The organism is Canibacter oris (assembly GCF_014197205.1).
Classification (GTDB): domain Bacteria; phylum Actinomycetota; class Actinomycetes; order Actinomycetales; family Microbacteriaceae; genus Canibacter; species Canibacter oris.
Window position 1 is genome coordinate 29,713 of record NZ_JACIFD010000014.1, and the last position, 23,808, is coordinate 53,520.

The 23,808-nt window shown below is 54.5% G+C and carries 33 protein-coding genes, 1 tRNA gene and 1 pseudogene; 3 read left to right on the forward strand and 32 right to left on the reverse strand.

Annotated elements, in window-relative coordinates; translation table 11 throughout:
- Positions 1–8: 8 nt before the first annotated feature.
- The 23 genes from F5897_RS06740 to F5897_RS06850 form a co-directional block, all read right to left on the reverse strand.
- Positions 9–2,801, reverse strand: coding sequence for a phage tail tape measure protein (locus F5897_RS06740; protein ID WP_183304964.1), 2,793 nt, complete (start codon positions 2,799–2,801; stop codon positions 9–11).
- Positions 2,802–2,815: 14 nt separating this feature from the next.
- Entirely contained in the window at positions 2,816–3,166 is a 351-nt protein-coding gene (locus F5897_RS06745; protein ID WP_183304965.1) for a hypothetical protein, read from the reverse strand.
- Positions 3,167–3,201: 35 nt separating this feature from the next.
- A complete protein-coding gene (locus F5897_RS06750) occupies positions 3,202–3,603 on the reverse strand; it encodes a hypothetical protein (RefSeq protein WP_183304966.1) in 402 nt (133 codons plus the stop codon).
- A gap of 72 nt (positions 3,604–3,675) precedes the next feature.
- Positions 3,676–4,188, reverse strand: a complete 513-nt coding sequence (locus F5897_RS06755) for a phage tail tube protein (RefSeq protein ID WP_183304967.1) — start codon at positions 4,186–4,188, stop codon at positions 3,676–3,678.
- 25 nt (positions 4,189–4,213) lie between these two features.
- The gene (locus tag F5897_RS06760) at positions 4,214–4,618 is read right to left on the reverse strand and encodes a hypothetical protein (RefSeq protein WP_183304968.1); all 405 of its coding nucleotides are present in this window, start codon (positions 4,616–4,618) and stop codon (positions 4,214–4,216) included.
- The gene (locus F5897_RS06765; protein WP_183304969.1) at positions 4,615–5,016 is read right to left on the reverse strand and encodes a hypothetical protein; all 402 of its coding nucleotides are present in this window, start codon (positions 5,014–5,016) and stop codon (positions 4,615–4,617) included. The genes F5897_RS06760 and F5897_RS06765 overlap by 4 nt, the downstream gene beginning before the upstream one ends.
- Positions 5,013–5,408 carry a DUF6093 family protein gene (locus F5897_RS06770; RefSeq protein WP_183304970.1) on the reverse strand — a complete coding sequence of 132 codons (396 nt, stop codon included), beginning with the start codon at positions 5,406–5,408 and terminating at the stop codon, positions 5,013–5,015. Before F5897_RS06770 ends, F5897_RS06765 begins: the two co-directional genes overlap by 4 nt.
- Positions 5,405–5,971 carry a hypothetical protein gene (locus F5897_RS06775; RefSeq protein ID WP_183304971.1) on the reverse strand — a complete coding sequence of 189 codons (567 nt, stop codon included), beginning with the start codon at positions 5,969–5,971 and terminating at the stop codon, positions 5,405–5,407. The genes F5897_RS06770 and F5897_RS06775 overlap by 4 nt, the downstream gene beginning before the upstream one ends.
- Positions 5,972–5,994: 23 nt before the next feature.
- Positions 5,995–6,198, reverse strand: coding sequence for a DUF7302 family protein (locus tag F5897_RS06780; RefSeq protein ID WP_183304972.1), 204 nt, complete (start codon positions 6,196–6,198; stop codon positions 5,995–5,997).
- On the reverse strand, positions 6,198–7,037 hold the full coding sequence (locus F5897_RS06785; protein ID WP_183304973.1) for a phage major capsid protein: 840 nt from the start codon (positions 7,035–7,037) through the stop codon (positions 6,198–6,200). Before F5897_RS06785 ends, F5897_RS06780 begins: the two co-directional genes overlap by 1 nt.
- A 24-nt stretch (positions 7,038–7,061) precedes the next feature.
- Positions 7,062–7,709 carry a phage scaffolding protein gene (locus tag F5897_RS06790; RefSeq protein ID WP_183304974.1) on the reverse strand — a complete coding sequence of 216 codons (648 nt, stop codon included), beginning with the start codon at positions 7,707–7,709 and terminating at the stop codon, positions 7,062–7,064.
- A 108-nt stretch (positions 7,710–7,817) separates the two neighbouring features.
- Entirely contained in the window at positions 7,818–8,237 is a 420-nt protein-coding gene (locus tag F5897_RS06795) for a hypothetical protein (RefSeq protein WP_183304975.1), read from the reverse strand.
- 18 nt (positions 8,238–8,255) lie between these two features.
- On the reverse strand, positions 8,256–10,175 hold the full coding sequence (locus F5897_RS06800) for a hypothetical protein (RefSeq protein ID WP_183304976.1): 1,920 nt from the start codon (positions 10,173–10,175) through the stop codon (positions 8,256–8,258).
- On the reverse strand, positions 10,132–11,604 hold the full coding sequence (locus F5897_RS06805; RefSeq protein ID WP_183304977.1) for a phage portal protein: 1,473 nt from the start codon (positions 11,602–11,604) through the stop codon (positions 10,132–10,134). Before F5897_RS06805 ends, F5897_RS06800 begins: the two co-directional genes overlap by 44 nt.
- 14 nt (positions 11,605–11,618) lie before the next feature.
- Complete coding sequence (locus F5897_RS06810; RefSeq protein ID WP_183304978.1) at positions 11,619–13,313, reverse strand: hypothetical protein; 1,695 nt, start codon at positions 13,311–13,313, stop codon at positions 11,619–11,621.
- A gap of 2 nt (positions 13,314–13,315) precedes the next feature.
- Positions 13,316–13,783, reverse strand: a complete 468-nt coding sequence (locus F5897_RS06815) for a phage terminase small subunit (protein WP_183304979.1) — start codon at positions 13,781–13,783, stop codon at positions 13,316–13,318.
- A gap of 686 nt (positions 13,784–14,469) precedes the next feature.
- Entirely contained in the window at positions 14,470–14,694 is a 225-nt protein-coding gene (locus tag F5897_RS06820) for a hypothetical protein (RefSeq protein WP_183304980.1), read from the reverse strand.
- Between the two features lie 40 nt (positions 14,695–14,734).
- Positions 14,735–15,337, reverse strand: a complete 603-nt coding sequence (locus tag F5897_RS06825) for a hypothetical protein (protein WP_183304981.1) — start codon at positions 15,335–15,337, stop codon at positions 14,735–14,737.
- On the reverse strand, positions 15,330–17,438 hold the full coding sequence (locus F5897_RS06830; RefSeq protein ID WP_183304982.1) for a TrbL/VirB6 family protein: 2,109 nt from the start codon (positions 17,436–17,438) through the stop codon (positions 15,330–15,332). The genes F5897_RS06825 and F5897_RS06830 overlap by 8 nt, the downstream gene beginning before the upstream one ends.
- Positions 17,428–17,721, reverse strand: coding sequence for a hypothetical protein (locus F5897_RS06835; protein ID WP_183304983.1), 294 nt, complete (start codon positions 17,719–17,721; stop codon positions 17,428–17,430). Before F5897_RS06835 ends, F5897_RS06830 begins: the two co-directional genes overlap by 11 nt.
- Before the next feature lie 2 nt (positions 17,722–17,723).
- Positions 17,724–18,281 (reverse strand): hypothetical protein, encoded by a 558-nt coding sequence (locus F5897_RS06840; protein ID WP_183304984.1) that lies wholly within the window; start codon positions 18,279–18,281, stop codon positions 17,724–17,726.
- The gene (locus tag F5897_RS06845; protein WP_183304985.1) at positions 18,278–18,514 is read right to left on the reverse strand and encodes a hypothetical protein; all 237 of its coding nucleotides are present in this window, start codon (positions 18,512–18,514) and stop codon (positions 18,278–18,280) included. Before F5897_RS06845 ends, F5897_RS06840 begins: the two co-directional genes overlap by 4 nt.
- Positions 18,515–18,690: 176 nt before the next feature.
- On the reverse strand, positions 18,691–18,879 hold the full coding sequence (locus tag F5897_RS06850) for a hypothetical protein (RefSeq protein WP_183304986.1): 189 nt from the start codon (positions 18,877–18,879) through the stop codon (positions 18,691–18,693).
- Between the two features lie 40 nt (positions 18,880–18,919).
- Between F5897_RS06850 and F5897_RS06855 the strand changes: the two genes are divergently transcribed.
- The gene (locus tag F5897_RS06855) at positions 18,920–19,366 is read left to right on the forward strand and encodes a hypothetical protein (RefSeq protein WP_183304987.1); all 447 of its coding nucleotides are present in this window, start codon (positions 18,920–18,922) and stop codon (positions 19,364–19,366) included.
- A gap of 227 nt (positions 19,367–19,593) precedes the next feature.
- On the opposite strand, the gene F5897_RS06860 is transcribed toward F5897_RS06855, so the two are convergent.
- From F5897_RS06860 to F5897_RS06880, 5 genes are read right to left on the reverse strand one after another with little or no spacing between them, the layout of a single operon-like run.
- On the reverse strand, positions 19,594–19,797 hold the full coding sequence (locus F5897_RS06860) for a hypothetical protein (protein WP_183304988.1): 204 nt from the start codon (positions 19,795–19,797) through the stop codon (positions 19,594–19,596).
- Between the two features lie 17 nt (positions 19,798–19,814).
- Positions 19,815–20,270 carry a hypothetical protein gene (locus F5897_RS06865; RefSeq protein WP_183304989.1) on the reverse strand — a complete coding sequence of 152 codons (456 nt, stop codon included), beginning with the start codon at positions 20,268–20,270 and terminating at the stop codon, positions 19,815–19,817.
- Positions 20,270–20,548: a hypothetical protein gene (locus tag F5897_RS06870; protein WP_183304990.1), complete on the reverse strand. Its 279-nt coding sequence runs from the start codon at positions 20,546–20,548 to the stop codon at positions 20,270–20,272. The genes F5897_RS06865 and F5897_RS06870 overlap by 1 nt, the downstream gene beginning before the upstream one ends.
- Complete coding sequence (locus F5897_RS06875) at positions 20,541–20,807, reverse strand: hypothetical protein (RefSeq protein WP_183304991.1); 267 nt, start codon at positions 20,805–20,807, stop codon at positions 20,541–20,543. The genes F5897_RS06870 and F5897_RS06875 overlap by 8 nt, the downstream gene beginning before the upstream one ends.
- Positions 20,782–20,994, reverse strand: a complete 213-nt coding sequence (locus F5897_RS06880; protein ID WP_221221340.1) for a helix-turn-helix transcriptional regulator — start codon at positions 20,992–20,994, stop codon at positions 20,782–20,784. Before F5897_RS06880 ends, F5897_RS06875 begins: the two co-directional genes overlap by 26 nt.
- Positions 20,995–21,030: 36 nt before the next feature.
- Between F5897_RS06880 and F5897_RS06885 the strand changes: the two genes are divergently transcribed.
- The gene (locus F5897_RS06885; protein ID WP_183304992.1) at positions 21,031–21,822 is read left to right on the forward strand and encodes a hypothetical protein; all 792 of its coding nucleotides are present in this window, start codon (positions 21,031–21,033) and stop codon (positions 21,820–21,822) included.
- Here the strand turns inward: F5897_RS06885 and F5897_RS06890 are convergent.
- The gene (locus tag F5897_RS06890; protein ID WP_183304993.1) at positions 21,770–22,099 is read right to left on the reverse strand and encodes a hypothetical protein; all 330 of its coding nucleotides are present in this window, start codon (positions 22,097–22,099) and stop codon (positions 21,770–21,772) included. The genes F5897_RS06885 and F5897_RS06890 overlap by 53 nt on opposite strands.
- 483 nt (positions 22,100–22,582) lie before the next feature.
- Positions 22,583–22,816 carry a MerR family transcriptional regulator gene (locus tag F5897_RS06895; RefSeq protein ID WP_183304994.1) on the reverse strand — a complete coding sequence of 78 codons (234 nt, stop codon included), beginning with the start codon at positions 22,814–22,816 and terminating at the stop codon, positions 22,583–22,585.
- A 177-nt stretch (positions 22,817–22,993) separates the two neighbouring features.
- Here F5897_RS06895 and F5897_RS08020 point away from each other — a divergent pair.
- Positions 22,994–23,158 (forward strand): annotated as a pseudogene (locus F5897_RS08020) (helix-turn-helix domain-containing protein); the annotation flags it as partial.
- A gap of 42 nt (positions 23,159–23,200) precedes the next feature.
- Here F5897_RS08020 and F5897_RS06905 read toward each other — a convergent pair.
- Together F5897_RS06905 and F5897_RS06910 are read right to left on the reverse strand one after the other, a co-directional pair.
- Positions 23,201–23,272 (reverse strand) — tRNA-Thr (locus F5897_RS06905).
- Between the two features lie 44 nt (positions 23,273–23,316).
- Positions 23,317–23,805 carry a hypothetical protein gene (locus F5897_RS06910; protein ID WP_183304995.1) on the reverse strand — a complete coding sequence of 163 codons (489 nt, stop codon included), beginning with the start codon at positions 23,803–23,805 and terminating at the stop codon, positions 23,317–23,319.
- Positions 23,806–23,808 lie beyond the last annotated feature (3 nt).

Sequence of the window (23,808 nt, forward strand, 5' to 3'; positions counted from 1 at the left end):
CTTTTCTGTTACATGTAACGGTTATCGGTCTCGTTCCAGATTTCCGCGAAATCGTCACGCACCACCGGATTGTTGAAAACAAAATTCGTGGTATTCCCAGCACCAGCTCCGCCAGCGGCGAGCGCCGCTAGCACCTGCTTGATTTCATCGAAAACGCCTAGCCGGTTTCCGGTTTCAACCCAGATTTGTCGATTCCGGTCCCGCACATCAGGTTTCCCCGAGATATATGACTCCCAGCCGGTTTCTGGTTCAGCGAATTTGTGGATCGGCGCGCCGCCCTTATAAATACCGGATGGGAAGCCGCCACCAGCATAGGCTTCGACGCCACCGTTAGCGTAAGCGAACATGCCGCCGGTAGCCTGTGCGGTGGTGCCGGTGCGGCCGACCACGGCGTTTACAAGGACGGTGCGACCATTCCAAGACCACAGGAAATTTTTTAATGTCGACTCGGCGCTACTGGTGTTCGCCTTAATTTTGGTTTCCAAATTTTCAGGAAATGTGATTAGCCGGTCGACATACCGTTTAGCTGCTTCTTCATTATTAGTAAGCGCATAATACGTATTAAACAAGTATTGGCGGCCCGCTTCAAGAATCTCGTTCACTTCCTCGGTACTGCCGCCCATGTTCGCTACCGCTGCCGCATAATCGTTAGTAGCTTTCGCGACATCAAGCATAGAGCTCATAGTGTCACGACCCGCTTCAGTAGTCACATCAAGCGAGCCCTTGCCTTCGGCGAGCTGCTTTTGTAGATCCGCGAGCGCATCATGGAATTTAATAGAAGCGCGTTCGGTGTCGAACTGTGCAGAGCCGAAGTTTCGGATTTCATCAGCGAGCGCGGATACTTCGCTCTCGGTGACGCGTGCCGCGTCCTGCAGCTCTTCGAGGGAGTTCACTTGCTCGTCGATTGCGCCTGCCGCGTTTGTTGCAGACGCGGGGATTTCTCCTAGCGCAAGTTGCAGGATTGTTGAATCGTCAGTCGCGAGTCCTGACGCGTGCGCGATATCCACGAGTGTGTTTTTGTATTCTTTCATCTGATTGTTAAGCAGATACAAGGCCTGGTTTTTGTCCAGGTTGCTGCCCTCGTACAGTTCCTTGAACGCTTTCTGTGCGAGCGGTAGATCCTGCGAAGAGAGAGTGCTGAGAGCAGTAGAGTATTCGCGCAGTTTATCAAGCGCAGCAGATTCAGCATTACGTAACGTAGTGAACCCTGTTTCAGATTGCTTCATCACCTTGTCGATAAGCGCCGGCAGTGTAGTTGCTGCCTGTTTTACGCCACGGAAGGTCACTTGTACGTCTTTAAGGTTCAGGTCTAGAACCTCGTAACCGTTTGCGCCTTGCTTAATAGATGTTGCAAGGTCGCTAGCTTCGAGCTTCGCGTCCTGCATAGCGGCGCTTAAACCACTAATTAGCAGTGTTGCTGCAGCAATCGCGATACCCCACGGACCCCCCACAACGCCCATCATGCCTTTCATCACACCGGTCACGCCTTTACCTGCGACACCGAGCGTCTCTAGCGCGATTTTATAGGCCGCGATTTTAGGAATCACAGTCATATATGCGCCACCTAACAGCAGCACACCAGCGGCGAGCACACCACCCCACGCGACTACCGCACCGAGCGGACCGTCGAGACCTGAAAGCATGTCAGCAAAGCCGCCGATGCCCTCAGCGACAACCTCAATGGCCGGCAGCAAATGCTTGCCTAGACTGATACCTGCATCAGTCACCTTGTTACCTAGCATTTGCAGCTTCGCCGCAGTAGTCTCATAGCGTTTATTTGCTTCGTCCGTAAGCGCGGTGCCCTTTTGGAATTCGCGGTTACCCATGTCGAGAGCACCAGTGAATTTGTCAGCGGCAGCGGCGGAGCCTAACAGCGCTTCACGCATGCCTGCTTCGGCGACGCCGAGCTCTTCTAACAGGCCAAGCGTGGATTTGCCTTGCTTTTCAGCGTTAGCAAGACCCGTAACAAACAAGCTAAGTGCCTTGCCTGGGTTTGACTTCCACGCGGCGCTGAACTGTTCCGCGCTAACACCTGCGATAGTCGCGAATTTTGTGAGATCGTCACTGCCAGTCTCAACAGCAGCCGCAATATCAATCATTATTTTAGACATTGCGGTGCCGCCGGCTTCAGCTTTAATACCAACAGAGGAAAGCGCAGCCGCGAGACCTAACACTTCGCCCTCGGTGAGCCCCACCTGGACACCCGCCTTCGCGAGCCGAGTTGCCATTTCTAGAATCTCAGCTTCGGTCGTAGCAAGACTGTTGCCGAGCCCCACAAGAGACGCGCCAAGCTTAGCCACGTCGTCGTTACTGGTGCCCATAATGTTCATGAACCTTGCGAGCGAGGTTGCGGCCTGTTCAGCCGACAGGTTAGTGGTCTCGCCGAGGTCAATCATGGTTTTCGTGAAATCCACGACATCCTCGGTTTTCACACCAAGCTGACCTGCAGTTTCTGCTACTGCTGCAATCTCAGCATGTGAAGCCGGTAGCGTTTTCGCTAGATCGCGCAGACCTTTTTCAACCTCGGCTAGCTGCTCCGGTGTGCCGTCAACAGTTTTCTGTACCCCAGTCCAGGCGGTATCCCAGCTGATAGCAGCCTTAGCCGCGAGCCCCAGCCCGGCAGCCATGGCACCACCCGCGACAAGCATTGCGGTGCCCATGCGAGAGATCGCTTCCTGCTGCTGCGCGAGCTTTTCTGCTTCCGTACCGGTTTCACGAGTCTTCTGCGCCGCCTTATGCATGCCGTCGATATACTGCTGCACCTGCGCAGTAAGAATAACTTTCGTGCTACGTTCGGCCACAATGCACCCCTTTTTTATAGGTCTTTTTTCTTCACAATGAACCGGTAAGCGCTAGAATCAGCATCGTCACCGTACTGAGCCCGGAAAGCTTTCTGGAACTGTTCAAGCCGCCGCTGCGCGAAATCCATATACACTGAAACTTCGTAGTCCCACGCCTGTTCAGGATTCGACGGATCCGCAAGCGGCGAAATAGCTTCACTCATTGGTTGACCGTGCGAGCCGAGCCGCTGCGATTCCACATACGCCAGCAGACTTGATACGTCAGCCTGGCACCACTCCGGCTCCCGATACGTTTTAGCCCCTATCAGCTGGCCGTTGCCGTCATAGAAAAACTCGGTGTATTCGCTGGGCTCCCACCCTGACAAGCGGCGGGGCGAAACCCCCAATTTAAGAGCTAGCTCTAACTGGTCTTGCTGCCAGGGCGTGAAACTTTTTTTAAAGCCACAACCTCGTCATTCGGCGTACCCATGTTCAGGCCCCACCAGACCGCAGCAACAGCCTGCACCTCAACACCACTAATAGCGTCAAAAAGCTCGCCCCAATCAACATCAGCAACAGGCACGCCAGCAGCATCTAACAACCGGCCGTGCGCTTTACAAGCTGCGAGCGCCGCGGTTGCGGGGGAGTATCCGAGGCGGGCGTCGGCGGCGTCTTGTGGTGGTGCTGCGGCGATTATTGCGGCCCATTGCATGCCGGGTAGGCGTGAGATTTCGATGCTGTAGAGGTTTCCGGCTAGTGAGATGTCTACGGTTTCGGTGGCGCGCTGCTGTTGTGCTTTTTTAAGGTCGTCGTGAAAGCTCATGTTTTGTTCCTGAATACAGAAAGGGGTGCCGGCCTGGGTTAAGGCGGGCACCCCTCTAATAGGGTGTGTGGGTTAGGCGACTACTGTGACGTCGCGGTGTACGGTGCCGGTCACGAGCAGTTCCTGCATCTTGCCGATCTGGGTATTCTCGGCGCGAGGAATATCTCGCTGCAGGCCGGCTTTGACCGGTGCGACGATTGATAGCAGCTGCTGCGCCGCGATATCCTGCTCGTTCTCAACGACAAGGCGTTCGACGAGCCACCATTCGCTCCCCTGGGTTAGGCGGGTGCGAAGAGTGTCGTCTTCGGTGCCTACGTAAGGATATTTGAGAGTGAAGGTATCTTTTACTTTGCCTTCTTCTTCGAGCGCTTGGGGGAGTGTATAGCGGCTGATTTCGGATTTTGTGACATCGGTCTGGTGGTCGAAACCGTCACCGAAGAGCAGATAGGTTGCGTCGATGACATTGCTTGCTTTAAGTTCCGAAGCTTTCGGCGCTTTAGGATTAGCGATACCGTTTTTCGGCACGAGCAGGACTTTAGAGCGGCCGTCGGAGGTTTTGCCGGGCGCGATAGGGCTTTGAGCCATAATAGTTTTTCCTTTCAAAAAGTGTTTACATTGGGTCAGAAACAAGGTCGAACTGGGTGACAGCGAAAAACATCGGCTTGTCGCTGTCGGTGTCAAGCTGCGGTAGCTTGCTTGTAACGAATCGGACGGGGTGCAGGTCGCGGCCAGGCACCGCAAGTACCGCGCCAGTTAGCGCGTCGGTCTTGTCTTGCACCCACTGACAGGACTCGATGCTGTCGCCGACGCTGTGGATCGTCACAGTATAGGTGTGGCGGGTTTGGCCGCTGGTGTAGCGGTGCTGTGCCGCGGCTGTTTTCGCGATAAACACAACCGCATAACGGCGAGCGCTGACACCAGTCGCGGCTGCGGCATCGTAAGAATCGAACACGCTCCCTGGCAGGTGCTGTTCTAGGAAGGCGAGGATCGCTTTTTTATGTGCGCGGATACTCATAGGCCGTTTTCCTTGAGCGCGTCAGCGACTGCAATGTTGAGTCCGTCGATAAAGTCCTGACTGTTAGCTTCAAGCGCTGCAAGTCCCAGCATTTGCGGCGGGTTGTTAATAGATCCGAACTCGATAAGGTTTCCGAGCGCGCCCTGTGGGCGGGTCTTATCCGGCCCCACTTCCGCAGATAGCACGGTGAAGCCGAACGCTTGCAGGCCTTTAAGGTCGTAGGTGATAGAACGAGGAAACAGCGGCGCATGCTTTAACCCGCCTGCGGATTCTGCCCAAGTGTCTTTCACCTTGCGGGCCGTGACTTCGACGGCTTGACGGATATATTTACCTGCTGTCTTTGGCACATTTTCGAGGTCGCGGGCGAGCTCGAACAGTTCGCTAGTGTCAACTGTCATGCTGCAGTCTCCAAAATATAGCGGACGCTAGTGGTTTGGCTACCGTAAAACCGGGTTTTGACTTTGAACACTTCGCCTATGTTTGTAGGGTCGCTGCTGGCGGTGATAGTTACAGTATCGAGCGGTCGCAGACGTGGTGCGCCGACAGGTAGGTGGAGCTCGGCGACACCAATAGTAGTGAGCTTGCTGGCGGCGTCACTGATATCGTTCACGTTCGCGGTTTGTTTCAACCTGCATTTACCGGTATAGATCCGCACCGAGCTAGGGCGGTACACGCCCTGTTCCTCGTCCCAGCTGCCGACAGTGCTGTGGCGGGTGATTTCGCAGGTATCAAGCATGCGGGTTTCCGCAAAGCGGCGGCCGCTGTTTAACGTGGCAAGTACACTAGTCATGCGGTGTCTCCTACTGTGATATTCGCGGTCGTGCCGAACTGTTTTTGGATAGCGGCGATAGTGTGCGGCGTTAGGGTGAATCCGGTTTGTTCGCCGCCGTTAGCAAAAGCGATACGGAAATCATCAATCGCAATCGACGAGACACCGGCAGAGGTAAGCCCCAGCTGGTGCGATAGCGATACGAGAGTTTGCGATACCAGCACGCAGGATAGGCGGATAAGTTCACGCGGCGGATCCATGACACCGTAACGGTAACTAACCGTTACAGGCCTGGTGCCTTTTACTCGGATAGCTGCCGGCAACTGCTTATACGGCACCGGCTTACCGGTGGCGTCTGTAACACTTTCGATAGACGCCACCGGTAGTTGGGGGAGCCGCACAAGACCTGCTGTAGGCACATCAGTGAACGTGACCGCGGCAGGTGGCCACACTCGTTGGCCGATAACACCACGCAGATATTCTGCAGCGTCTTCCAACAGAGTGCTAATCCACTCTCGTTCACTGGGCTCGAAAACACGGCCTAACCGTTTTTCTAGATCCTCGTATGTAGCGAAGCTAGCCATGTGCGACTCCCCCCCCCTTTCGGTTATTTGCCGGCTGGTTTTCCCGCATCATTCGGTACGGTAGGCGTAGCAGGCGGCGCCGGCGCGGTGTCGGTTTTACGCTTAGCCGGTGCCCGCTTCTGTTTCTGCTCCACCAGCTCATACTCGCCTTTATTCAAAAGCAGAGCCTGCGCAGTTTCTTCCGACACCAAAAGCTCGGTGCCGTTCTGACTTTTAATAAGCGGCATTAAATAGTCACCTCCACAGAAGCAAGTGCTTTTGGCCGCACAACCTTGCAGCCGTAAAGGTGTAGACCTTTAACCGCGTCAGCGAACCGCTTTTCCATACGCAGCGCTTCAACTTTCGCAATCTGCTCCGCGTAAGTAGTCGCAATGGGCGAACCGGCAACCAGCATTTTGCCGCTGCCGCTACCAGTAGCGACGTTGTTAGACACCTTGATGGCGAGCCCTGCGGCACGACCAATATGACCGTTCGCACGCACCTGCTCACCGCCAGAGTCACCCGCGGCGATAAACCGCTTGTCTTTCTGCAGCAAACCGTGCATTTTCGGTGTAATAATCGCGAAACGCCCTTCGGTAGGCACATCTGATTCATCTAGCAGAATCGCTAGATCCACCAGCAGGTCATAGGCGGCGTCAGGCGTGGACAGGGTTTTCTGCCCAAGCTGGTTACCAGAATGTACGTTGGCGGACATCACGGACGCGATATAAGTATCTGACGTGTCGCGTAGCTTGTATGCTGCGCGGCGCGCCTGCTGCTCTAGCACGTTACCGCGCGCCTGCCGCTTCTCGATGTCGTCAACCTCGAAAGCGAAATACTTCGACTGGTTGATAATCAGCGTCTGATCAGAATCTGACACCTGCTCGATACTAATATCGGCATGGCTGGTGTAAGTGCCGATAGTAGGGTCAGCCAGAGACGTGATATGCACGGTGTCGCCGAAGTTAGCGATTTCACCCTCATAGTCACGGTTCACAGTATCCTGTGAACCGAAAACGTGGGCTTTTTCCAATTCAGTGATAATCTGGGCAGCCCACACCTCGGGAACGAATTTATCGAGTGCCATAATGGTTTTCCTTTCAAAAGAGATTTAAGTTAGAAGATTGTTTAGAAGTCCGCGCTGTTTCGCGTCAAGAATTTCTTGATGTTTACCCTCTGCCGCGAGCTGGCGTACTTCGTCATGGGTCAGCTGACGTGGTGTGGATCCATTGCGTGCTCCGCCGTCAGCGCTGCCTTTAACCTGGCCGCTTTGCGCTGCCAGGTAAGGCTTACGAGAAATCAAATCGTCAATAAGCGCGTCAACCATCGTGGTGTCTACCGCGCCGTCTTCGGCAACCTCAATCTGGGTCACGTCGATAAAGGTTGCCGCGTCCGCAGGGTCAGACAGTTTGCCTTTAGCGGCTGCTCGTAGCTCGGCGAGCGCGATCCGTTCGTTTGCTGCCGCGAGCGCTGCTTCCTTAACACGGCGTGCCTGCTGTTCTGCTTCGTATTCGGCTTTGCGTCCCTCTGCTTCGGCTTTTAACCGTTCGAGTTCGGTTTTAGCTTCTGCGGCTAGACGCTTGTATTCGTTGCGTTCGGCTTTCATCGCGTCTAACGCTTTTTTACCAGCGTCGCCGAGCGCTTTTTCACCCTCATGCGGGGTCTCGTTGGTAGTGGTTTCCTCCGCGGCGGGTGTGGTGCCCGGGGTTGAACTTTTTTCTTCCGCAGGGGTTTCTGGGGTTTGGGTGTTGGTGCTCATTATGGAATTGCTCCTTAAAATAGCCAAAGCCCGCACTAAGCGGGCTCGTTTTTGGGGTATGAAAAACCCACACCCGAAGGCAGGGTGTGGGTTAAAGCAGTTTAGATGTTAAGCGGTGGCGGTTTGCGTTTCTTCAGCGTCAGCGGCCGTGAAGCCGTGCTCGTCTACCCATTCATATTCTATTTCGGGATAGTGCTCTGCTGCTATGTCATCAGTGTCTGAGTACCAGTCATCAGGGTCTTCAAAAAACCGTTTCAACAGTGGTTTGAGCTCTTCCGGGGTCTCGATTTGATGTTTTGTTTTAAGACGCGACAGACCATAGAAAATCCAATAATAATGGTTTCCATCGAGGTCTTCTAACATCATGTTGATGTACTCGTCATCATAGAGATGTTTCAAAGAGTGGTGCAAAATTTCGCACATATCACTAAGGCAGTAGCCGCGCTCTTGTAGACAGGATTGCTCAGCGGGAGATTTCTCCCGCTTAAAGAGCTCGCCGATTTGCTCTGTCTTGGCTTGCTTGTCCATAACCTATATTTTACCTTTCTACAGAGGGAAAGCGCTAGCGATTTCGCCATTAGGCTTGCGGGTGACTTTCACTCTCACAGTTTTGCCTTTCACCGTAACCGTGGCTATATGCTCAAACACCCCTCTGCTAGTAAAAGCAGCGTCTGGTGTTGCACGTAATGTTTTAACCATAGCTGTCATGATTTCTGCGTTATCCCATTCTTCCGGAAACTCTGACTTATTGTGACGCCAGCCATAACCATATTTATGACCGCCGCCACTGTTGTCTCCATAAAGAATGTGATTCCACGCGTCAGGGGTCAGTTCCGGTAGATCCGCTGGCCAACCGATAGGCATATCCGGCTCGTCAGGAAAATCTTTCGGCGGCCCCTTACGCGGAGGAAAACCGCCGCCAGCGCCAGCCGCACGCTTTGCGCGTTCCGCGTTGTATTTCTTTTTGTGGTCTGGCCAAGCCTGTCCACGGGTTACAGAGCGGCCGTCTTTCTTTTTGCGAGCAAACAAGAGCGGCGCGACAACCTTGCGGCTTATCCGTTCTAGTATTTCGCGCGGCACCGGAATAGGGTTTTTCAACGCGTCAAGCCCGACACGTTTCACCAGCTGGGTGTGAAACACGTATGCGGTTTCTGCACCGGTGGAGTCGTCCAATCCGAGGGCTTCGTACAGTCGCCACATGCTGCTGTTAGATCCACCAACCTGTGCTAACCGTATGCCCTGCTCAATCTGCCGTTCTAGCAAATCAAGCCGGTACTTATCGGCTTTCACGCCTTTCTGGGTGGAGAAAATACCCGCCGATTCCTGACCGATACTCGGCGGAATATAGCCGGTAATTTTCGCATACTCCCGCCGATACACCGCGTCATGCAGCCGCCGCTCGGCCGCGGTCATAGTCGCACGATCCAGCGGGTCACGCACCCCAGTCTCACGCGCACGCAACACCCGTTCACGCTTCGAGCCTGCCACTAGCGGCCTGCTAATCGGCTTACTGTAGGCTTCATGGAAACGACCGATTATGTTGCCGCCGCGCACCTGCGCCCCCGTGATATACCCTTGCTGCCGCATAATCGCAATAGCTTTAGCACGGTCGTCACCTGCAATCTCGTAGATATCATCAATAGTCAGACGATGCGGTGTGCCGTAGCGGCGAGCGCCGCGTGGTGTCGCGAGCCCGCGTTGTTTGATGTTTGCGACGCGGTAGATGTCGGCGCCGTCACGGATCGCTTGCGCGTTCGCTTTACCGAATAGGCGTACTTGGTCTTTCTCGTTAAGGCTGTTGAAGTATTTATAGGGGTCGGTGGTGAGGTTTTCGCCAGTGTCTTTGCTGGCGGGGATATGTTGGCAGTCGCAGCGGCCGTGCCGCTCGAATCCTTCATTCCAGCGATACCACTTGCCGGCAAGCACTGCGCAGGCAGCGCATGACGGTGGATTTAGCATGCGCACGTAGCCGGTGACCGCTGGGCGGGCGGTGATATCGGCTTGGTAGATTTCCCGGCGGGTGTCCGCTAGTGTCGTGATAATGGCCATTGAGAGCCAGTTAAGGCCGGTTTTTAGCGCTTGCGGCGTGTTCATTCCGGCGGATTCTGGCAGTAGCTGGTTGAATTGGGCGATTTCTGTTTTGGTGCGGATCATCGCTTGTTCAATCAGGGTTGTGGTTTCGCGGCCGTCCGGTGCGGTGGTGAGAAAAGCGTCGATGTTGAGGTCACCTATGCGGGGCGCGTGTTCGCCGGTTTCTTCGAGCACACGCCCCGTATAGGTTTCAGCCTGTACAGCAGCCTGCGCGCGGGCGCTCTCCAGCACCGCCGTTATCTGGCCACGCACCTGCGGCCACTGCTGGCTGAAATCCTGGCCGAGCGTCTGCCACAAGCGGGTGACGCGGTTAAGCGCGGCCTGCGTGATTTCACGCTGCTGCGCTAGCTCCTGCATCGGTGTTTGAAGCCGCATTTAACGCCCCTTCCACCAAGGTTTTAGCCTGCTCTACCTGCTGCTCCTGCTCAGCCATCGCCAACACCCGTTCGATAGTCGTCGGATCCAGCCCGTCGAGCTCCATCAGGTACTCGAGGGGGTAACCGATGGCTTTCTTTTTCAGCAGCATGTCCGCCAACTGCGCTTCCGAGCGAATCTCCGGGTCAGCCCAGCGGATAGTCGCGAGCCGTGCCGCGTCCGCGAGCTTCTTATCGTCTTTCGCGAGACCGATAAGCCGATACACTTCACGTAGGTGTGGGGTGATTACGCGCTCGAACTCGATAACTTTTTTCACAAGCCCGATTTCGCTAGCTTTAAGCCCTTCACCGTTTACGTTCGACATGCCGCGACGCGTCAACAGGTACGACGGCGGGGTGCGTGATTGCGCACAAATGTGACCGATTGCCATTTCGATAACCTCTGTAAATGGCTCTAGCTGGGCTGCGGGCCAGGAATCGATTTTCGCGTCACCGTTTGGAATGTACATGATGCGTTTTTCTCGCAGCTCGCCGAGATCAACGGGGCGGCTGCCGATGATTTCACCGGCATCGTTCAGAATCGGAATAGTCGGTGGCCCCGAGCCTAGCACCACGCGGGCTTCCATAGAAGCATAATCCGCAGCAAGGAACAAGTACGCCCACAGGAGGTTGATTGCGTCCTGCATAGCCATGGCGCCGCGAATTTCAGATATCGGGTCTTCACCAAGCACAGGGCGGTTCGGCATCGGCACGATCGGCACCTCACCCATATAGTTTGTGAGCGGCCACGGCTCGCCGGGCACGTCGCGGGGCTGCCAACCGCCGGAAGTGAAACTAGACGGGGCTGCCTGTTTCGCCTGCGAATCCCCCTCATAAGCCCGAAGCCCACGCTTACGCTCAAACTTCCACACCTCGTCGGCGGTATAAAGGTTCACGAATTCGTGTTTGTCGTCCTGCCACGACTTAATCGCCGCAACACGTTTGCGAGGATTGAACCAGTCGTATTCGACTTCGACCTGTGACGGGGTCTCCCATGTGATGTCTACTTCTCCGTCTTCCTCGCCAGGCCACACAAGAACATACGAAATACTATGATTCAGGGACGCCAAAAAACCGCTTGACGATTGCATCGCCATCTCGTTAATCTGCCACTGTTCCCACAGTTTTTTAGCTGCGCCACCGTATTCGGTCTCGTCCAGCTTCAAACCAGTGTGCTCGATACGCTCCAGTTCGGCGTTTGCGACTGGCGCGACCCAGTTATCAGAGAAGCTCGCATACCGTTCTTTGTTTGCTTTTCGCCATTCCTCAGTAGCAAAATTTAGCGGCTGTTCACCTCGATAGTAGCTCGCTTCTTTCGCGACGCGAGTACGGCGGTTTAAAAGGCGCGAATACAGGCGGTTAACAGTTTTCAAAGCGTCCTGTGCGTCCATAAACGCCCCCTTTTCTAATAGTAGATATACAGCGGTTCTTGCTTAGCCCGCTCACCGGTTGCGAGCGCGTCCAATGCTGCTTCATGCGCGAGTACGCTAGACATCACGTAGTCGATTTTCTGATGATCCGCGTCAGCAGGTTTACCCAAAATGTATTGCCGCACAGCCTGGCCGTCAGCGTTACGGGTGACAGACCGCATACGCATTACCGCGTTCTGCAGATGCTGCCGCAAATCCGGGTCGCCGTCGTGCGTGAAACGCGAATCTGGATTGTAGATGTCGGTGCGGAATCGTTCGAGCGCACCGAACATCGCCGCCGGGCGGTTGGTCGGCCATTTCACGAACACTTTGCTGCCAAATTCCGCCGCTAGTTCGTCAATCTCTGTCTCCCAAAACATCGGGTCACAATAAGCACGCACGATTTCGTATTCGGTTGCGATAGCTTTAAAAGCGTTACGGACCTCAGCGCGGGGAATCCTGCCGCCGTAATCTTGCGGCCGCCACATGGTTTTACGGTCTTCAAGATACTTTGGTGTGAACTGATACAGGTCGAGAGTTTCGGCACGGATCGCCGTATAGTCGTTATTGTCGGAACCGTCAAACCCGAGACAGATTTTAGTGCGCGCCGCCACCTTAATTGGTGCCTGCCGCCCTTCCAACCCGTCGAGGGCTTTCGCGTCCCACTGTGCTAGGTTTTTAAGCCAGGTGCCGTGACCTGCAACGATACGGTTTCCGAAGAAACGTTCCGCGTCCGTGGGGTCTTTCTCCATCATCTCAGCGGCTTGCGCTTCAATAGTCGCAATGTTGACCCAGGGCGCGTCCTGGTAGTTGAAAGCAAAAATTTTCCGCCGGTCTTTTGGATTGCCGAAGTCGAGACTTGACGGTGCTTGCTTAAAATCACGATAGATGTCCTGTGCTGATGATTCGTAGGTGCGTTGTGCGACAGAATCATCTGCTGGGTTCCAGGCGTTTGTTGTTTCAATCGCGCGGCCGTCCATACCCGCCAGGCCCTGCCGCTGTTTCTTCGCCAAGTTGTGGCCACCGTTCGATGCGATCCACAGCCCGGTCTCGTCCTGGATAACGAAGGTCACGCGCTGACCGAGACGACTGTTACCTTTAGACGTCACGGCGTCGATTCGGCCACCGTTCGGCAACCGAATAAACTCTTCACCGGTTTTAGGAATCAGCAAAGATAACGGACCAAGGTTAATCATTGGACGCAAAGCGTCATAAGTGTTGTCGGTCTGGTCCTCAGTCGTAGCTGTAATCTGGATTAGCGCGGTAGGCCACGGCCGCCCCATCGGTTCGCCCTCTTCATACTGGTAAAACCAGCCGCAGCCGCAGCCGTGCGCGGCACAATCATAAGTTTCTTTACCAGTCGACCAGCCAGCAAACAACGCAGGCCCCACACCCTCTAAACACGCGAAAGCAGACACCAACGGTGATTTACCCCATTTCTGCGAGCGCACGAGCTGCGAGCGCCGATAAGTGAAAGCCGCAGCTTTCGGGTTTTGCGGCAGCGTTAGATCCGTTTCCGCTGCAGGGTTATAAGTTGCTGTGGGTTTTACATCGTAATGGTTTGCGACAAACAGTAGTTGTTCGTCTCGGAGGATAAACGGCGCTCCCTGGTGTGTCATATCGGGTATGACGCAGTGTGATTCAATCCATGCGGCGGTAATCATCATCGGGTTTTTCGGCACCGTCGACATGATTATTTCACCGCCTTTAACCTCGTTCTCACATCCGTATTGTCAATAACAGGTTTCTGGTTTTGCTGGTTTTGTTTATGCTCGCTGATTTCGTCGTATGCGATGCGCCACCGGTGCCGCGTCAGTCCAGAAACTGATAGGCCGAGGTCTTCCTGCATGCGCACGACGACGCTTTTAGTTGAAGCGGGCGCGGCAGGCTGCACTGATTCGAGAAATGCGCGAACATATGCTGCAACTTGAAATTGCAAGTGTAGCTTTTCCCACATCACCGCTTGCGGACGCTTCCACAGTGTGCGCCATAGCGCGAGTTCACTTTTTTCTGCTTCGCCTAAAGGCCATTCTGGGGTGCGTCCCTTGCGTCCTTCCGCCGGGAGCGTGACCCATGTCGCGGAATCGTCTTTCCGGTCACGTCTTAAAGCGTTCGGGTCAGGAGCTGGACCACTACGAACGCGTGCACCGCCACGAGACATACAAAACCACCCCTAAAATTCCCGGTTTTCCTTTAAAACACTGGGCAAACCCGGAAACTTTTTGAACCTGACAAACCTTTTTTTGACCTCCCCGGCGGTACAGCCGGAAGGGTGTTTAGGGGGCTCCCCCCTCGGGTCCAAAAGAGTGTTTCAACATGCTGTCTCCCGTCGCTATTTTGTCAGCTGCCAGCCGCCAGGTTGTGCTTTCGCAGTCTCTTTCTTGTGACACGTTGCGCAAAGTCCACGACCGAACGATGGATCGTTGGGATTTAAACCATAGTCAACAAGTTCTTTACGCGAATATGGATAGTGGTCCGCCTCGGTAGCCTGCCTGGTTTCACAGATTACACATACCGTGTCACGTTCAAGTACCTGATTGCGGAAACCCTGGTGCCCTTTACCCCGGTACCCCCTTTGGGCTGCAGTACCGCGAGCACGGTCAGCAGCACGCCGATGTGTCTTGCACTGCGACCCCTCACTAGCAGGGTAGATGTTCGGGCAACCCGTAACAGAACAAACGCGCATCATGTCACCTGTCCTGTAAAACTAGAAAAAGCCCACACAACTGGCGGGCAGCGCCACCGCCAAGCCCCTCTATCCGGGGTACAGCTGTAGCGCTATCATAATCATAAAGTGTGCAACTTTTATTTGCAAGGCAAAACGAGGGTGTGTCACCCAATAAAATCTCACGATGCAAAGCTTTCACCCCCTGATTCAACCTCTGGCATTTTCCCGCCAGCACGAACCCACGCCCGCACAATCCGTTCACGCTCCGACTCTGTAATCTCATAACCAGCAGCGGCCCGCGGCAGCTCTCTAGATTTATCAACAAGCGCCTTATACTGGATCCAGCTTATAACGACCCAATGCTCTAGCCAGATACGACGGCGACTATCACGCCGGTGTTTCATCCCCTCACGAATCCACCGCCGCAGCGTATCCTCGCTCTTGTTAAACTGTATCGCCGCAGTGCGCAGCCCTATCAGGCGCATAAAACAAACTCCAATCAACCTCAAAAAACCAGCCACAACCAGTGCATGAAACCTCCGGCGCGTGACCTGCCGGCCAGCGGCACACAACCTCGTCACGTGCGCACAATGGACAATGCCTGAGCTGATACGACTTCGCGGCATCGACCGGAAACAAACGCTCAAGCTCAACACAGGTTTGCTCAAAATCACGCAACAGCTGGTGGGTCTCAAAGACTCCAGTCAAAGTGTCGAACCTGTCGTGCAGCAAATCAAAAACTGCTGGCACTGTCAGCCCCGGGTTTTGTGGCAACCGTAGCTTGTTACGGATCCAGACGCCCCAGCCGAGGATAAGTTCTTCAACGGATTTCAGTGCGTCAAGTAAAACTACTGACACCGGCGGGCAACCCCCAGACACCAGCCGAGAGCCACCAACCTCGCCATGATTCGATGACGGTACTCTAGCCGCCACCAAAGTTTGATAACGGAATTCCAAATCGACGAGACGCCAGCTAAGCCGCCGGCGGCAAGACAGGCACAGCTCGTTCAAGGTTTCACAACCACAGACCGCAACAACCTCAGACACCTAGAAACTCCTCCCGCCGGACAGCCGGCCCCACGCTCACGCTCGCGCTCTCACGCGCGCACCCACCCTCACGCGCACGCGCGCGCACCCGCTCGCGCCACAGCCATGAAGACTTCATGAAACTTTCATGAAAGCCAAAATCCCGCTTAAAAACAGGCTTCCCGCCCTGCTCAGCGCCGCTGTTGTTTAGAACGGCTCCCACTCCTCCTGAGCTACCGTTTCCTGCTCTGCTGGGAACTGCGGCCGGCGACTGTACTCCGCCCCCTGTGTAGCCGCTGCCGTAGTAGTTTCCGGCTCGACGCTGGACTCCTCGTCCGTCTCGTCCTGACTCATATCCGGCGCCGACAACGGCACCCGCACCGCGTGCGGATTTTCGCGCAGCATTTCGTAGCTGTAGCGCGCTGTGCGACACGGACCGCATGCTGCTTCTGTACCGTAAGGCTGATGCTTCGCACAAAACGGCGACGCCAGCACCTGCCGATTTTGTGAAGCTGGCGCCGGTGTACGTTTTGCTTGCTGCTGGTAGAACTCTGCTTGTAGTTTTTGTACTTGTTCGGGTGTCAGCTCGCCGGTTATGGGCGGCTGCGGATCTACCGGTGCAGTGTTTACTGCCACCGGTTCGGCGGTGACCTGTAAGCTTTCCGGCTCTGCTGCCTGCGAGGTTTGCTGCATGGCTGGCGCTGGTGGCGGCGTCTGCTTCGGTGCTGCCGCTGTTGTTGTCTGCTCTGTTGTTGGCGTCACTGGCGCCGCCGGCTGTGGCAGATTCTGCGGCGCCGCCAGCGGTGACGGCTTCGCATGCTGAACCGCTGGCCACGGCACCACCTGCGCTAACCATTCCCCGCCCGGCGCCTGATAGGCATGTAGCCAGCCGCTCTGTATCAGCTGCTGCAGGTGGCTCTGCAGCTCCTCCTCGTTCATATGCGGATCGTGGCGGTAAATCGTCGACAGTATCAGGCGCAGGTCGAGCTTGCAGCGCCCCTCGTCGTCGACATGCATCCTCATTCCCGCTGCCGTGAACCTCACCGCTGGCGGCAGCGCTGCGAGCCGCTTTTCTGTGAAGTCGATACTCGGCAGCGACCTCTGCCGCCTCTGCTGCATGCTCGTCTACTCCTTGCAGATAAAGATTAAAAGCTAGATTGAATTCGTCAACAGACGCGACTTTGAAGCATTCGGTGAAGCCGCGGCCAAGCGGCAGCAGCTGCTGCGCCAGCTCGTCATTCTCACTATTGAACGCTGGCGGAAACACTTGACGCAATAGGCTAAGCGCCGCCTGTTCCTGCTTCGCGATAGTGTCACGGTCTAAGAAAATCAGCTCCGCGCCGCGAGCTACCAACGATCGCCACCGTGAATTTTTGTAGGCGCGGCCGACTTTGATAATCCCGTGCTCCTCGAAATAAACCATGTAGGTCATTGCGACCGCTGGCATGGTGCCATTAACCTTTTCACGCGCAGCCTTGGGCACCGGCGCCACTGGTGCCGGCGTTTGCAACGGCACCGTTGCAGCCATAGCGGGTGGGATGGCGGCGGGCTGCTGTGGATCTACCGCCGGGCGCGGCAGCGTCTGCTCCGATGGTTGCGCAGATGGTTGCCATGGCGACACCGACGGCGCTGCTGGCGTAGGCGGTGCAGCCCATTCTGCCGGTACGACGGGTCCGGTTTCTGTCGGCTCGATGTAGTAGCCGTCGTCGTCAATTTCACCCGCGGCAAGCAGCTGCGCTTTAAGCCCCGCTTTATAGTCGTCGCTTGCGAATGGTGAATCAAGAATCGGGTGACGGCGCCGCGCCGGCTCCGGCTTATTAGCAGCGAGAATAGGTGCACAAACCTCCCATGCCGGCATCTCAACAAGGTCATAGTAAAACTGGCGCGCGTACTCTGGCACGGGTCGCGGCCACACGCCCCGCTTGGTTTCGACACCGTGGTCGCGCGCGAAAAGCCAGCGAGCGGTCAGCTCTTTCTGACAAATCTCAATCTCCCAGGCAGCATAAGTGCCTTTCTTCCATTCAGGCAGACCGGGATAGTCGAACAGCAGCGGCGGCTCGTTGTTCATGTTCTTGTAAAGGTGCGCGGTTTCCCAGCCCATGAGAGGAATATCAGCTGTCACGGTTGTCTCCTTCCTCATTTTCTAGCGCTTGCCAGACACAGTGCAGCAGGTGACACTTGCAGCCTTTTGCAGGAATCACAGGCGTGTCTAGGAACTGCTGCAGTTCGCGATATTTGTTCAGTTCGTTAGCCGCGATAGTCAATACGGCTTGCAGGTCGCAACTGTTAAGCACCTTGGCTACAGAGACAGCGTCATATTTTTCGATTGCTGCCGCAAGCACGCTCAAATCGCGGATAGCGCGCTTCTGCCGCGGATCCGTCATATCAACTACTGCAACAGGCATCGCTAAAGTCCTAACAGTACGTGATTATCTGACCGGCTAAAACGGCTGTAACGCGCCTGCCGAGCTTCATCAAGTTCACGCTGCAGCTCTGTAAGACCCACTGACGCGCGAATTACCGCAGGTATTTTTGAACTAAGCATGAAACGCGGCCAGTTATCAGCAGCGGTGCGGCACACGTGCAGAAACGCTTCGGCCTTACTTTTTAGATCAGCCGCCGCATACACGCCGACTACACCGGCCGCTGTCGCATAACTCCAAAAGGTCTCTAGCATGCCGTCCGCTAGATGCCGGTAATAGTCCGCAGGATAAGCGCTAAGAGCGTCCGCGGGTAGGCTTAGTGCGGCCGTAAGGTCTTCGACGCTGTATGACACCACAGAACGGCTGTATCCGACACGCACGCGGCGTGCGGCGGCACCGAAATACACCGGCAAAACATGATGAACGTCATCATACGCGTATGGCAGCAGCTCGGCACCTGCCGGTGCAGGCTGCAGCTGCTGCGGCTGCGGATCCACGGGCGCAGCGAAAATATCAAAAACAGGAGCGGTCAGAGTGCTCATACCAGCACCGCCTGCCGTTCGCGCAACGCTAGCTCGCACTCGATACGCTGCAAACGACCAGCAACAGCATCTAGCTCTGTGCGAATCTGCGACAGCATCCGCTTAGAAGCAGAATACTTCACCGTGTCACGTTCAATGCGGCGTAGATCCGTATAGCGTTCCTGCAGCTCCTGCAGTTCAGCAGATAGCGCTTCGTTGTCGTAATGTTCAAGAAATTCGTTAAGCTTTTGCATTTTCGTATGGGCTTTCCTTAAAACCTGCAATGATGATTCGCCGTTCTGCCGCGGCTGGCGCGTTCACGCACTGATTGTTTCCGCCATTGTTCGTGAATGGGTTGGCGCACCTGCCGCAGCGGTGCGGCCGCTGTGGGTCCAACACCGGGCGCGGTACCGGCTCCACCGTTCGGCTGTCACCCGGCTTCACCGGTACGCTCCTGGGCTGGCCCCCGCCTGGTCTCACGCGGCAACACTCCCAGTCCGACAGTCATGAACAAGAGCGCGGCAACCGTCGCACCGTTCGGCTGTAGCACGCTATCGAAAGCATCAAACAGTAGAAAAAGCATAGCGAGCAGAAACCAGAAACCACTTTTATGTAACATTTCACACACCACTTTCGGGGGCTTCATTAGAATCTGTTTTATGATTTTTGAAGAATTTGCGAAGCTTACTTTTAGTGCTTTTCTCGGCGGTGGAATCGCACTTTTCGGTAGCTTCCTGTGGCACAAATTCACCGAACGTCAAAAACTCGCAGACTGGACCGTCACCGCGGTTTTCGATGACAATCATGCAGCTTACGGATACAGTTTTGTTATAAAGAATGTTGGTGAAGCTGCGGCTAAAAATGTGACGGTAGAATCCGTCCATGGTGAGCGTCTTCACGTCCACAAATCGACGCCCACGGGATTCGTGAGACCCGGCGACATCCTCTTTGCTAGCACCGAAGTACCTGTAAGCAGCGTCTTCGTCATCAGATGGGAGAGGGACCGGGGGCCACGTCAAAGTCGCGTCCAAAATGCGATTCGCTGTGCAGAATTGAACGTCACCAACATTCGCATTGTCCCTGGCAGCACGCTCCGCAGCAGCTAACTCGTGTTTCTTGTCAATCCAAAGCCCACACAAGCTAACTGGTTTACTGTTGCCTGCAGTAGGCTGTCGAACACCAGGCAGGGCGACAGAAACCCTGCCCGGTGCCGACAGCGGCCGGGTAGCAGGCGAAACGCCCCGACCGTTTCCTCCACAAGTCGTGGCTGCGGTGGAGAAACCCGCAGCAGCAGCTGGTGAAGAAATTTCAGAAACAGTAGTAGCTTTCATATTCACTGTTTGCTTCCTTCCATAGGCGCAATGGTTGTGACGATAGGAGAGTCAAAACCCGAGCTGTAAGGAACAGAGAAACTGTTGACCGCCGCAGCGAATAAAACCCAAGTGGTGATGTTGCTAGCCAGCAAAAACCAGATAACTATATGCTGTGCTATGAGCAGCCAGCGATAACGGGCAGCGGTGTGGTCGCAATGTTTCACAGTTGCTCCTAATATGCTTAAACTTGCTCTGTACCTGATGGCAGCTGCGGATCAGCGAGGCAGGTGAAGTCGAAGCCTACCGCGCGCATATCTTCGTCAAAACGTTCTAGGTCTTCACAACTCTCCGCGATTTTCATCTCCAACTTGAGCCGCGAACTAAAATGCTTGCGATAGCCGAGGTTGATTTTGTTTAGATCAACACCGTAATAGGCGGCTGCAAGGCAGGTTGATTCACGCCGGTGACGGTGGCAGGCGACACCGGCGCGGCTAGCCGCGAGCACGAGGAAATCAATAAATTCTTGTACTAATTTTTTCTCTTCCGCCGTCAAAGCGTGCTTTTGCAGCAGATCCATATATTCCTGCACAGTGATGTCTAAAAGCTGCAGCTGTTCTCTATCAGTGAGCGCGGCTTCCGCTTTACGGTTACTGATGTCGAAAGCTAAGATTCGCTGGTCTGTAAGGTCGATAGCCATTAGTCGTTTTCCTCCAGTTGATTTGGGGTTTCGAGACGCTGCATTTCTGCCTCGGCAGCGGTTTTCAGTGCGAGAGCATGAGAAGATATTTCCTGCGCGATGTCGTAAACGGTCTGTGCGAGTTCGACCATGCGATGCGCAGGTAGAAAGCCAAGCCGTTTACGGTTTAGCGCCGACTCGTAGCTGAATCGGGTTTTAAGTCTGGCAACCGCTGTAAGAATTAGCGTTGCGGCGCCAACCATTTCTCGCTGATGATGCAGTTTGTGATAATCAGTCATTGTTCAATTCCTGTTGTTTCATGTAGTTCTGTTGTAGATTTAAAACCGCCGTTCGCTGAAAGCGGTTTCTAGCCTTGTCTTTGCTTGCCGCTGTTGCCGGTATCTGGGAGGGCTGGTTTTCTCGGTGGGCAGCGAAATCCCTGTCGACCAGGCAGGTGATGTGGACGAAAATTTTACTGTCGCGGTAGTACTCTTGACCCACAATAAAAACAGCTTCGGCAGTGCTAATCGTTTTAAGCGCTAGTTTTTTGTGGTTCATTTTTGCTACCTCGTTTCCGGGTGTTGATAAACGCTCGCACTTCGGCGGGGTCATATTTGACACAGCTTTTTGAAATACGAACATACGCGGGGCCTTTGCCCTGGCTGCGCCAGTTTGCGAGAGTTTGACGTTCTACGCCGAGCATGAGCGCCGCGTGATTAGTAGAGATTAGATTTTTATCGCTCACAGTGCACCTCCTGTCTGAGCTTGAGATAATGAGAAAATGAGCGATTTTGTACCGTTTTCAGTTCGTGAAGGGCACCGAGAATTCACTTTTGTGCAAGGCTTCCCACCTGCGCTAGCTAATCGAATCCACAGGTGGATAAACAAAATAGATGTTCTTTTCCCTGTAGACGTTGTCGAGAGCATGGCGTTATCACTGCAGATAATGGATTTTGACAGATACGCGACTTTGAATAACTTGTTCTCCCATGCACTGCAAGATTCGACATTGGCTTTAGACGTGCTTGAGCTTTCAGCAAAACATGCTGCAGAGGGCGAGAAGATTGCCGAGTTTTTCGATTTGTGCAAGCATGAATACAAGTTCGATACAAAACTGTATAAGTTCGTGCCGCGAGTGCTTAGTTCACAGGTTGAAGCATTAAAAGCGGTGTTGTCACAAAACGAAATAGTGGGCGGTGCGCTGTTGAAAGCTTGGCTGGCTCTTTTCACGCACCGAGAAACAGAGCGCGACCCAAATGTTTGTTGGCACAGCTGCATCAAAGCGTTAGAGGCAGCATACGCGCCTTTAGTAACGCCTAATGACGCTAAACCAACCTTGGGGAAAATTCGGGCGGCTTTGCGTGATGGATCCGCTAAATTCGTGACGCCTTTAACTGGTGGGGTGGACTTTATCGTTGCCGCGTTAGAGCTAGTAGGGTATGAACCAGGGCGGCACCAAGACGGGAAAACAGCTAAAGCCGCGACCGAAGAGCAAGCAGAAATGGTGCTATTTACAACAATCACTTTGTGTTCCTTTGCTGTTTCTCCGCTAATAAGTCGAGCTGCACCTTAAACCAGGTGCCGCTAGAGACGGGGAACAATCGGGAATATACGATTGGTGTGAACGCGCGGTGTGCTGCATCAAATGGTTTGTATCCGAGCTCTAGGTAGCCGTTAAAAACCTTTTCAAGGTAATACCGTTCTTCGTCAGTTAGGTAACATTCGGTGTCGGTTCCGCCACGTTGGAACTTTGATTTTGGAATATCCGCGCTGCTTGCAAATGCTTCGTCAACTATGCAAGTGACGTGAACGAAAGCTTTACCGTTACGGTAGTACTCTTGTCCCCGCATAAGAACAATTTCGGCGGCACTGATCGTTTTATGCGCTAATTCCCTGTAAGTCACCGTGCACCTCCCATAGGTGCGGTAGCGGCAGCGGGTACGCTAAAAATGGGGTGCGAAAACATAGGCTTACGCCCTCTCTCGTAATCGACTTTTCCGAGCCGGTGATTAAAGTGTGACTTTTCGCGGATCCGTTTCCGCGGATACGAAAAAAGCCGGGAGTTGAAAAAACCGTACGAGAATCGGCCCGCCCTTATTTCCGCTTGCGCGGTCTTGTATTCAAAGGCACTCCCGGCATTAAAAGCCGCATTGTCACTTGCTTTGTTGCAGAAATGACAAGCCGCTCTGTCGGGAGCGGAAAGCCGTCTCGTAATGGTGTTTTCAGCACCTACAGGCAGCATAGCATACGCTGCGCGGCGGTTGTCAAGTTTCTGCATCGTAGTTTTCTTTCGGCGAGATAAGTGGGGGATATAGGGGGGGGGGGGGTAAAGCTTATGCGGCGAGCGCTTTGTTGTTTTTGGTGGGGGTGGTTTTTTGTTTTTGTTTTTCGTCTAGTTGTTGTTTGAGTTTTAGGACGTCTTGACGGGCGTATAGGCGGGCGCCGGTTTTTGTTGTGGGTTCGTAGGTGGGTTTGATTGCGCCTGCTTCTACAGCGCGTGCGAATGTGGTGCGGCTTTTGCCGATGATGGCGGTTGCTTCGGATGCTGTAAGCAGCTGGTCTTTCATGTGACAAAACTTTACCTTTTGATAAATTTTAGTCTAAATCGACACGCCGTGTTTTTTATTCTTTTGGAAAAGTTTTTCCTGGGTATTGCCTTGTGGTTAAACTTGCGCAAAAATTGAGTTATGAGTACACAGCTTTTTATCCCAGCGGAATTGCTGGAGTTCGATATGTCTGATCGCATGCGTAAAGCTATGCGCATCAATGGGATGAACGCTACCTATATTGCTGAAAAGTTGGGTGTTGCGCGGGCTAGTGTAAATAACTGGCTGAACGGGCATCACCGGCCGCGCTTTAGGGATGTAGAGGGGTTCGCCGAGATAACTGGCGTGCCGATTCAGTGGCTTTTATATGGGAAATTCCCCGCCGAAACCGGCGAGGAATCTCAGAGCCACCTGCGGGATTTGAACCCGCGACCTGCTCTTTACGAGGGAGCTGCTCTACCCCTGAGCTAAGGTGGCGTGTGCGCACAAATGTTGTGACGGCACTGTCTATTATCGTAGCACTATTTCAGAAACTTGATACTCTCCAGGACAGCGGCAATTTCGTACCTGTACGGCTTAATCTCACCGCCGTCTGCGGTGCGCGCCGTGAGCAGCACACTGGCGCCACTGCCGTCAGACACCTGCGCCGTAATCGCATCAGCCTGCTGCGTGTGCAGCACGCTGTTACCGCTGCCAAGCGTTTCCAGGAAAGGTAGCTCCGGCAAAACTTCAGGCGCCGTGCCAGCCGGATACGCGGTGAGCGTGATCCACACCCCATTTTCTGGAGACACAATTTCCGCGGTGCGTTCCTCACTGTGTCGTAACCGCCACTGTACGGGCAGCTGCACCACCGCGACCTCGCCGAGCGTGTGCGTCGCCGCATCCGCATCGACCACCGCGTTCAATCGCAGCTGCCAAACCGTCAGCGCGCCGCCGCCGAGCGAGAGCGTCAGCAGCGCCAGCACCACCCACAGCAGTGGCCGGTGTCGTAAAGGTTTCGAGCCTGTCATGAT

Excerpts from the sequence above, each read along its gene's own strand:
- F5897_RS06845 (WP_183304985.1), bottom strand. The coding sequence starts at position 18,514 with ATGCAAAAGCTTAACGAATTTCTTGAACATTACGACAACGAAGCGCTA.
- F5897_RS06820 (WP_183304980.1), bottom strand. The coding sequence starts at position 14,694 with ATGAAACACCGGCGTGATAGTCGCCGTCGTATCTGGCTAGAGCATTGG.
- F5897_RS06835 (WP_183304983.1), bottom strand. The coding sequence starts at position 17,721 with ATGCCTGTTGCAGTAGTTGATATGACGGATCCGCGGCAGAAGCGCGCT.
- F5897_RS06770 (WP_183304970.1), bottom strand. The coding sequence starts at position 5,408 with ATGACTAGTGTACTTGCCACGTTAAACAGCGGCCGCCGCTTTGCGGAA.
- F5897_RS06780 (WP_183304972.1), bottom strand. The coding sequence starts at position 6,198 with ATGCCGCTTATTAAAAGTCAGAACGGCACCGAGCTTTTGGTGTCGGAA.
- F5897_RS06850 (WP_183304986.1), bottom strand. The coding sequence starts at position 18,879 with ATGTTACATAAAAGTGGTTTCTGGTTTCTGCTCGCTATGCTTTTTCTA.
- F5897_RS06775 (WP_183304971.1), bottom strand. The coding sequence starts at position 5,971 with ATGGCTAGCTTCGCTACATACGAGGATCTAGAAAAACGGTTAGGCCGT.
- F5897_RS06870 (WP_183304990.1), bottom strand. The coding sequence starts at position 20,548 with ATGACTGATTATCACAAACTGCATCATCAGCGAGAAATGGTTGGCGCC.
- F5897_RS06840 (WP_183304984.1), bottom strand. The coding sequence starts at position 18,281 with ATGAGCACTCTGACCGCTCCTGTTTTTGATATTTTCGCTGCGCCCGTG.
- F5897_RS06865 (WP_183304989.1), bottom strand. The coding sequence starts at position 20,270 with ATGGCTATCGACCTTACAGACCAGCGAATCTTAGCTTTCGACATCAGT.
- F5897_RS06895 (WP_183304994.1), bottom strand. The coding sequence starts at position 22,816 with ATGAAAGACCAGCTGCTTACAGCATCCGAAGCAACCGCCATCATCGGC.
- F5897_RS06795 (WP_183304975.1), bottom strand. The coding sequence starts at position 8,237 with ATGGACAAGCAAGCCAAGACAGAGCAAATCGGCGAGCTCTTTAAGCGG.
- F5897_RS06750 (WP_183304966.1), bottom strand. The coding sequence starts at position 3,603 with ATGAGCTTTCACGACGACCTTAAAAAAGCACAACAGCAGCGCGCCACC.
- F5897_RS06890 (WP_183304993.1), bottom strand. The coding sequence starts at position 22,099 with ATGCGGGGACAAGAGTACTACCGTAACGGTAAAGCTTTCGTTCACGTC.
- F5897_RS06785 (WP_183304973.1), bottom strand. The coding sequence starts at position 7,037 with ATGGCACTCGATAAATTCGTTCCCGAGGTGTGGGCTGCCCAGATTATC.
- F5897_RS06810 (WP_183304978.1), bottom strand. The coding sequence starts at position 13,313 with ATGTCGACGGTGCCGAAAAACCCGATGATGATTACCGCCGCATGGATT.
- F5897_RS06815 (WP_183304979.1), bottom strand. The coding sequence starts at position 13,783 with ATGTCTCGTGGCGGTGCACGCGTTCGTAGTGGTCCAGCTCCTGACCCG.
- F5897_RS06755 (WP_183304967.1), bottom strand. The coding sequence starts at position 4,188 with ATGGCTCAAAGCCCTATCGCGCCCGGCAAAACCTCCGACGGCCGCTCT.
- F5897_RS06875 (WP_183304991.1), bottom strand. The coding sequence starts at position 20,807 with ATGAACCACAAAAAACTAGCGCTTAAAACGATTAGCACTGCCGAAGCT.
- F5897_RS06790 (WP_183304974.1), bottom strand. The coding sequence starts at position 7,709 with ATGAGCACCAACACCCAAACCCCAGAAACCCCTGCGGAAGAAAAAAGT.
- F5897_RS06885 (WP_183304992.1), top strand. The coding sequence starts at position 21,031 with ATGAGCGATTTTGTACCGTTTTCAGTTCGTGAAGGGCACCGAGAATTC.
- F5897_RS06765 (WP_183304969.1), bottom strand. The coding sequence starts at position 5,016 with ATGACAGTTGACACTAGCGAACTGTTCGAGCTCGCCCGCGACCTCGAA.
- F5897_RS06800 (WP_183304976.1), bottom strand. The coding sequence starts at position 10,175 with ATGCGGCTTCAAACACCGATGCAGGAGCTAGCGCAGCAGCGTGAAATC.
- F5897_RS06805 (WP_183304977.1), bottom strand. The coding sequence starts at position 11,604 with ATGGACGCACAGGACGCTTTGAAAACTGTTAACCGCCTGTATTCGCGC.
- F5897_RS06910 (WP_183304995.1), bottom strand. The coding sequence starts at position 23,805 with ATGACAGGCTCGAAACCTTTACGACACCGGCCACTGCTGTGGGTGGTG.
- F5897_RS06855 (WP_183304987.1), top strand. The coding sequence starts at position 18,920 with ATGATTTTTGAAGAATTTGCGAAGCTTACTTTTAGTGCTTTTCTCGGC.
- F5897_RS06760 (WP_183304968.1), bottom strand. The coding sequence starts at position 4,618 with ATGAGTATCCGCGCACATAAAAAAGCGATCCTCGCCTTCCTAGAACAG.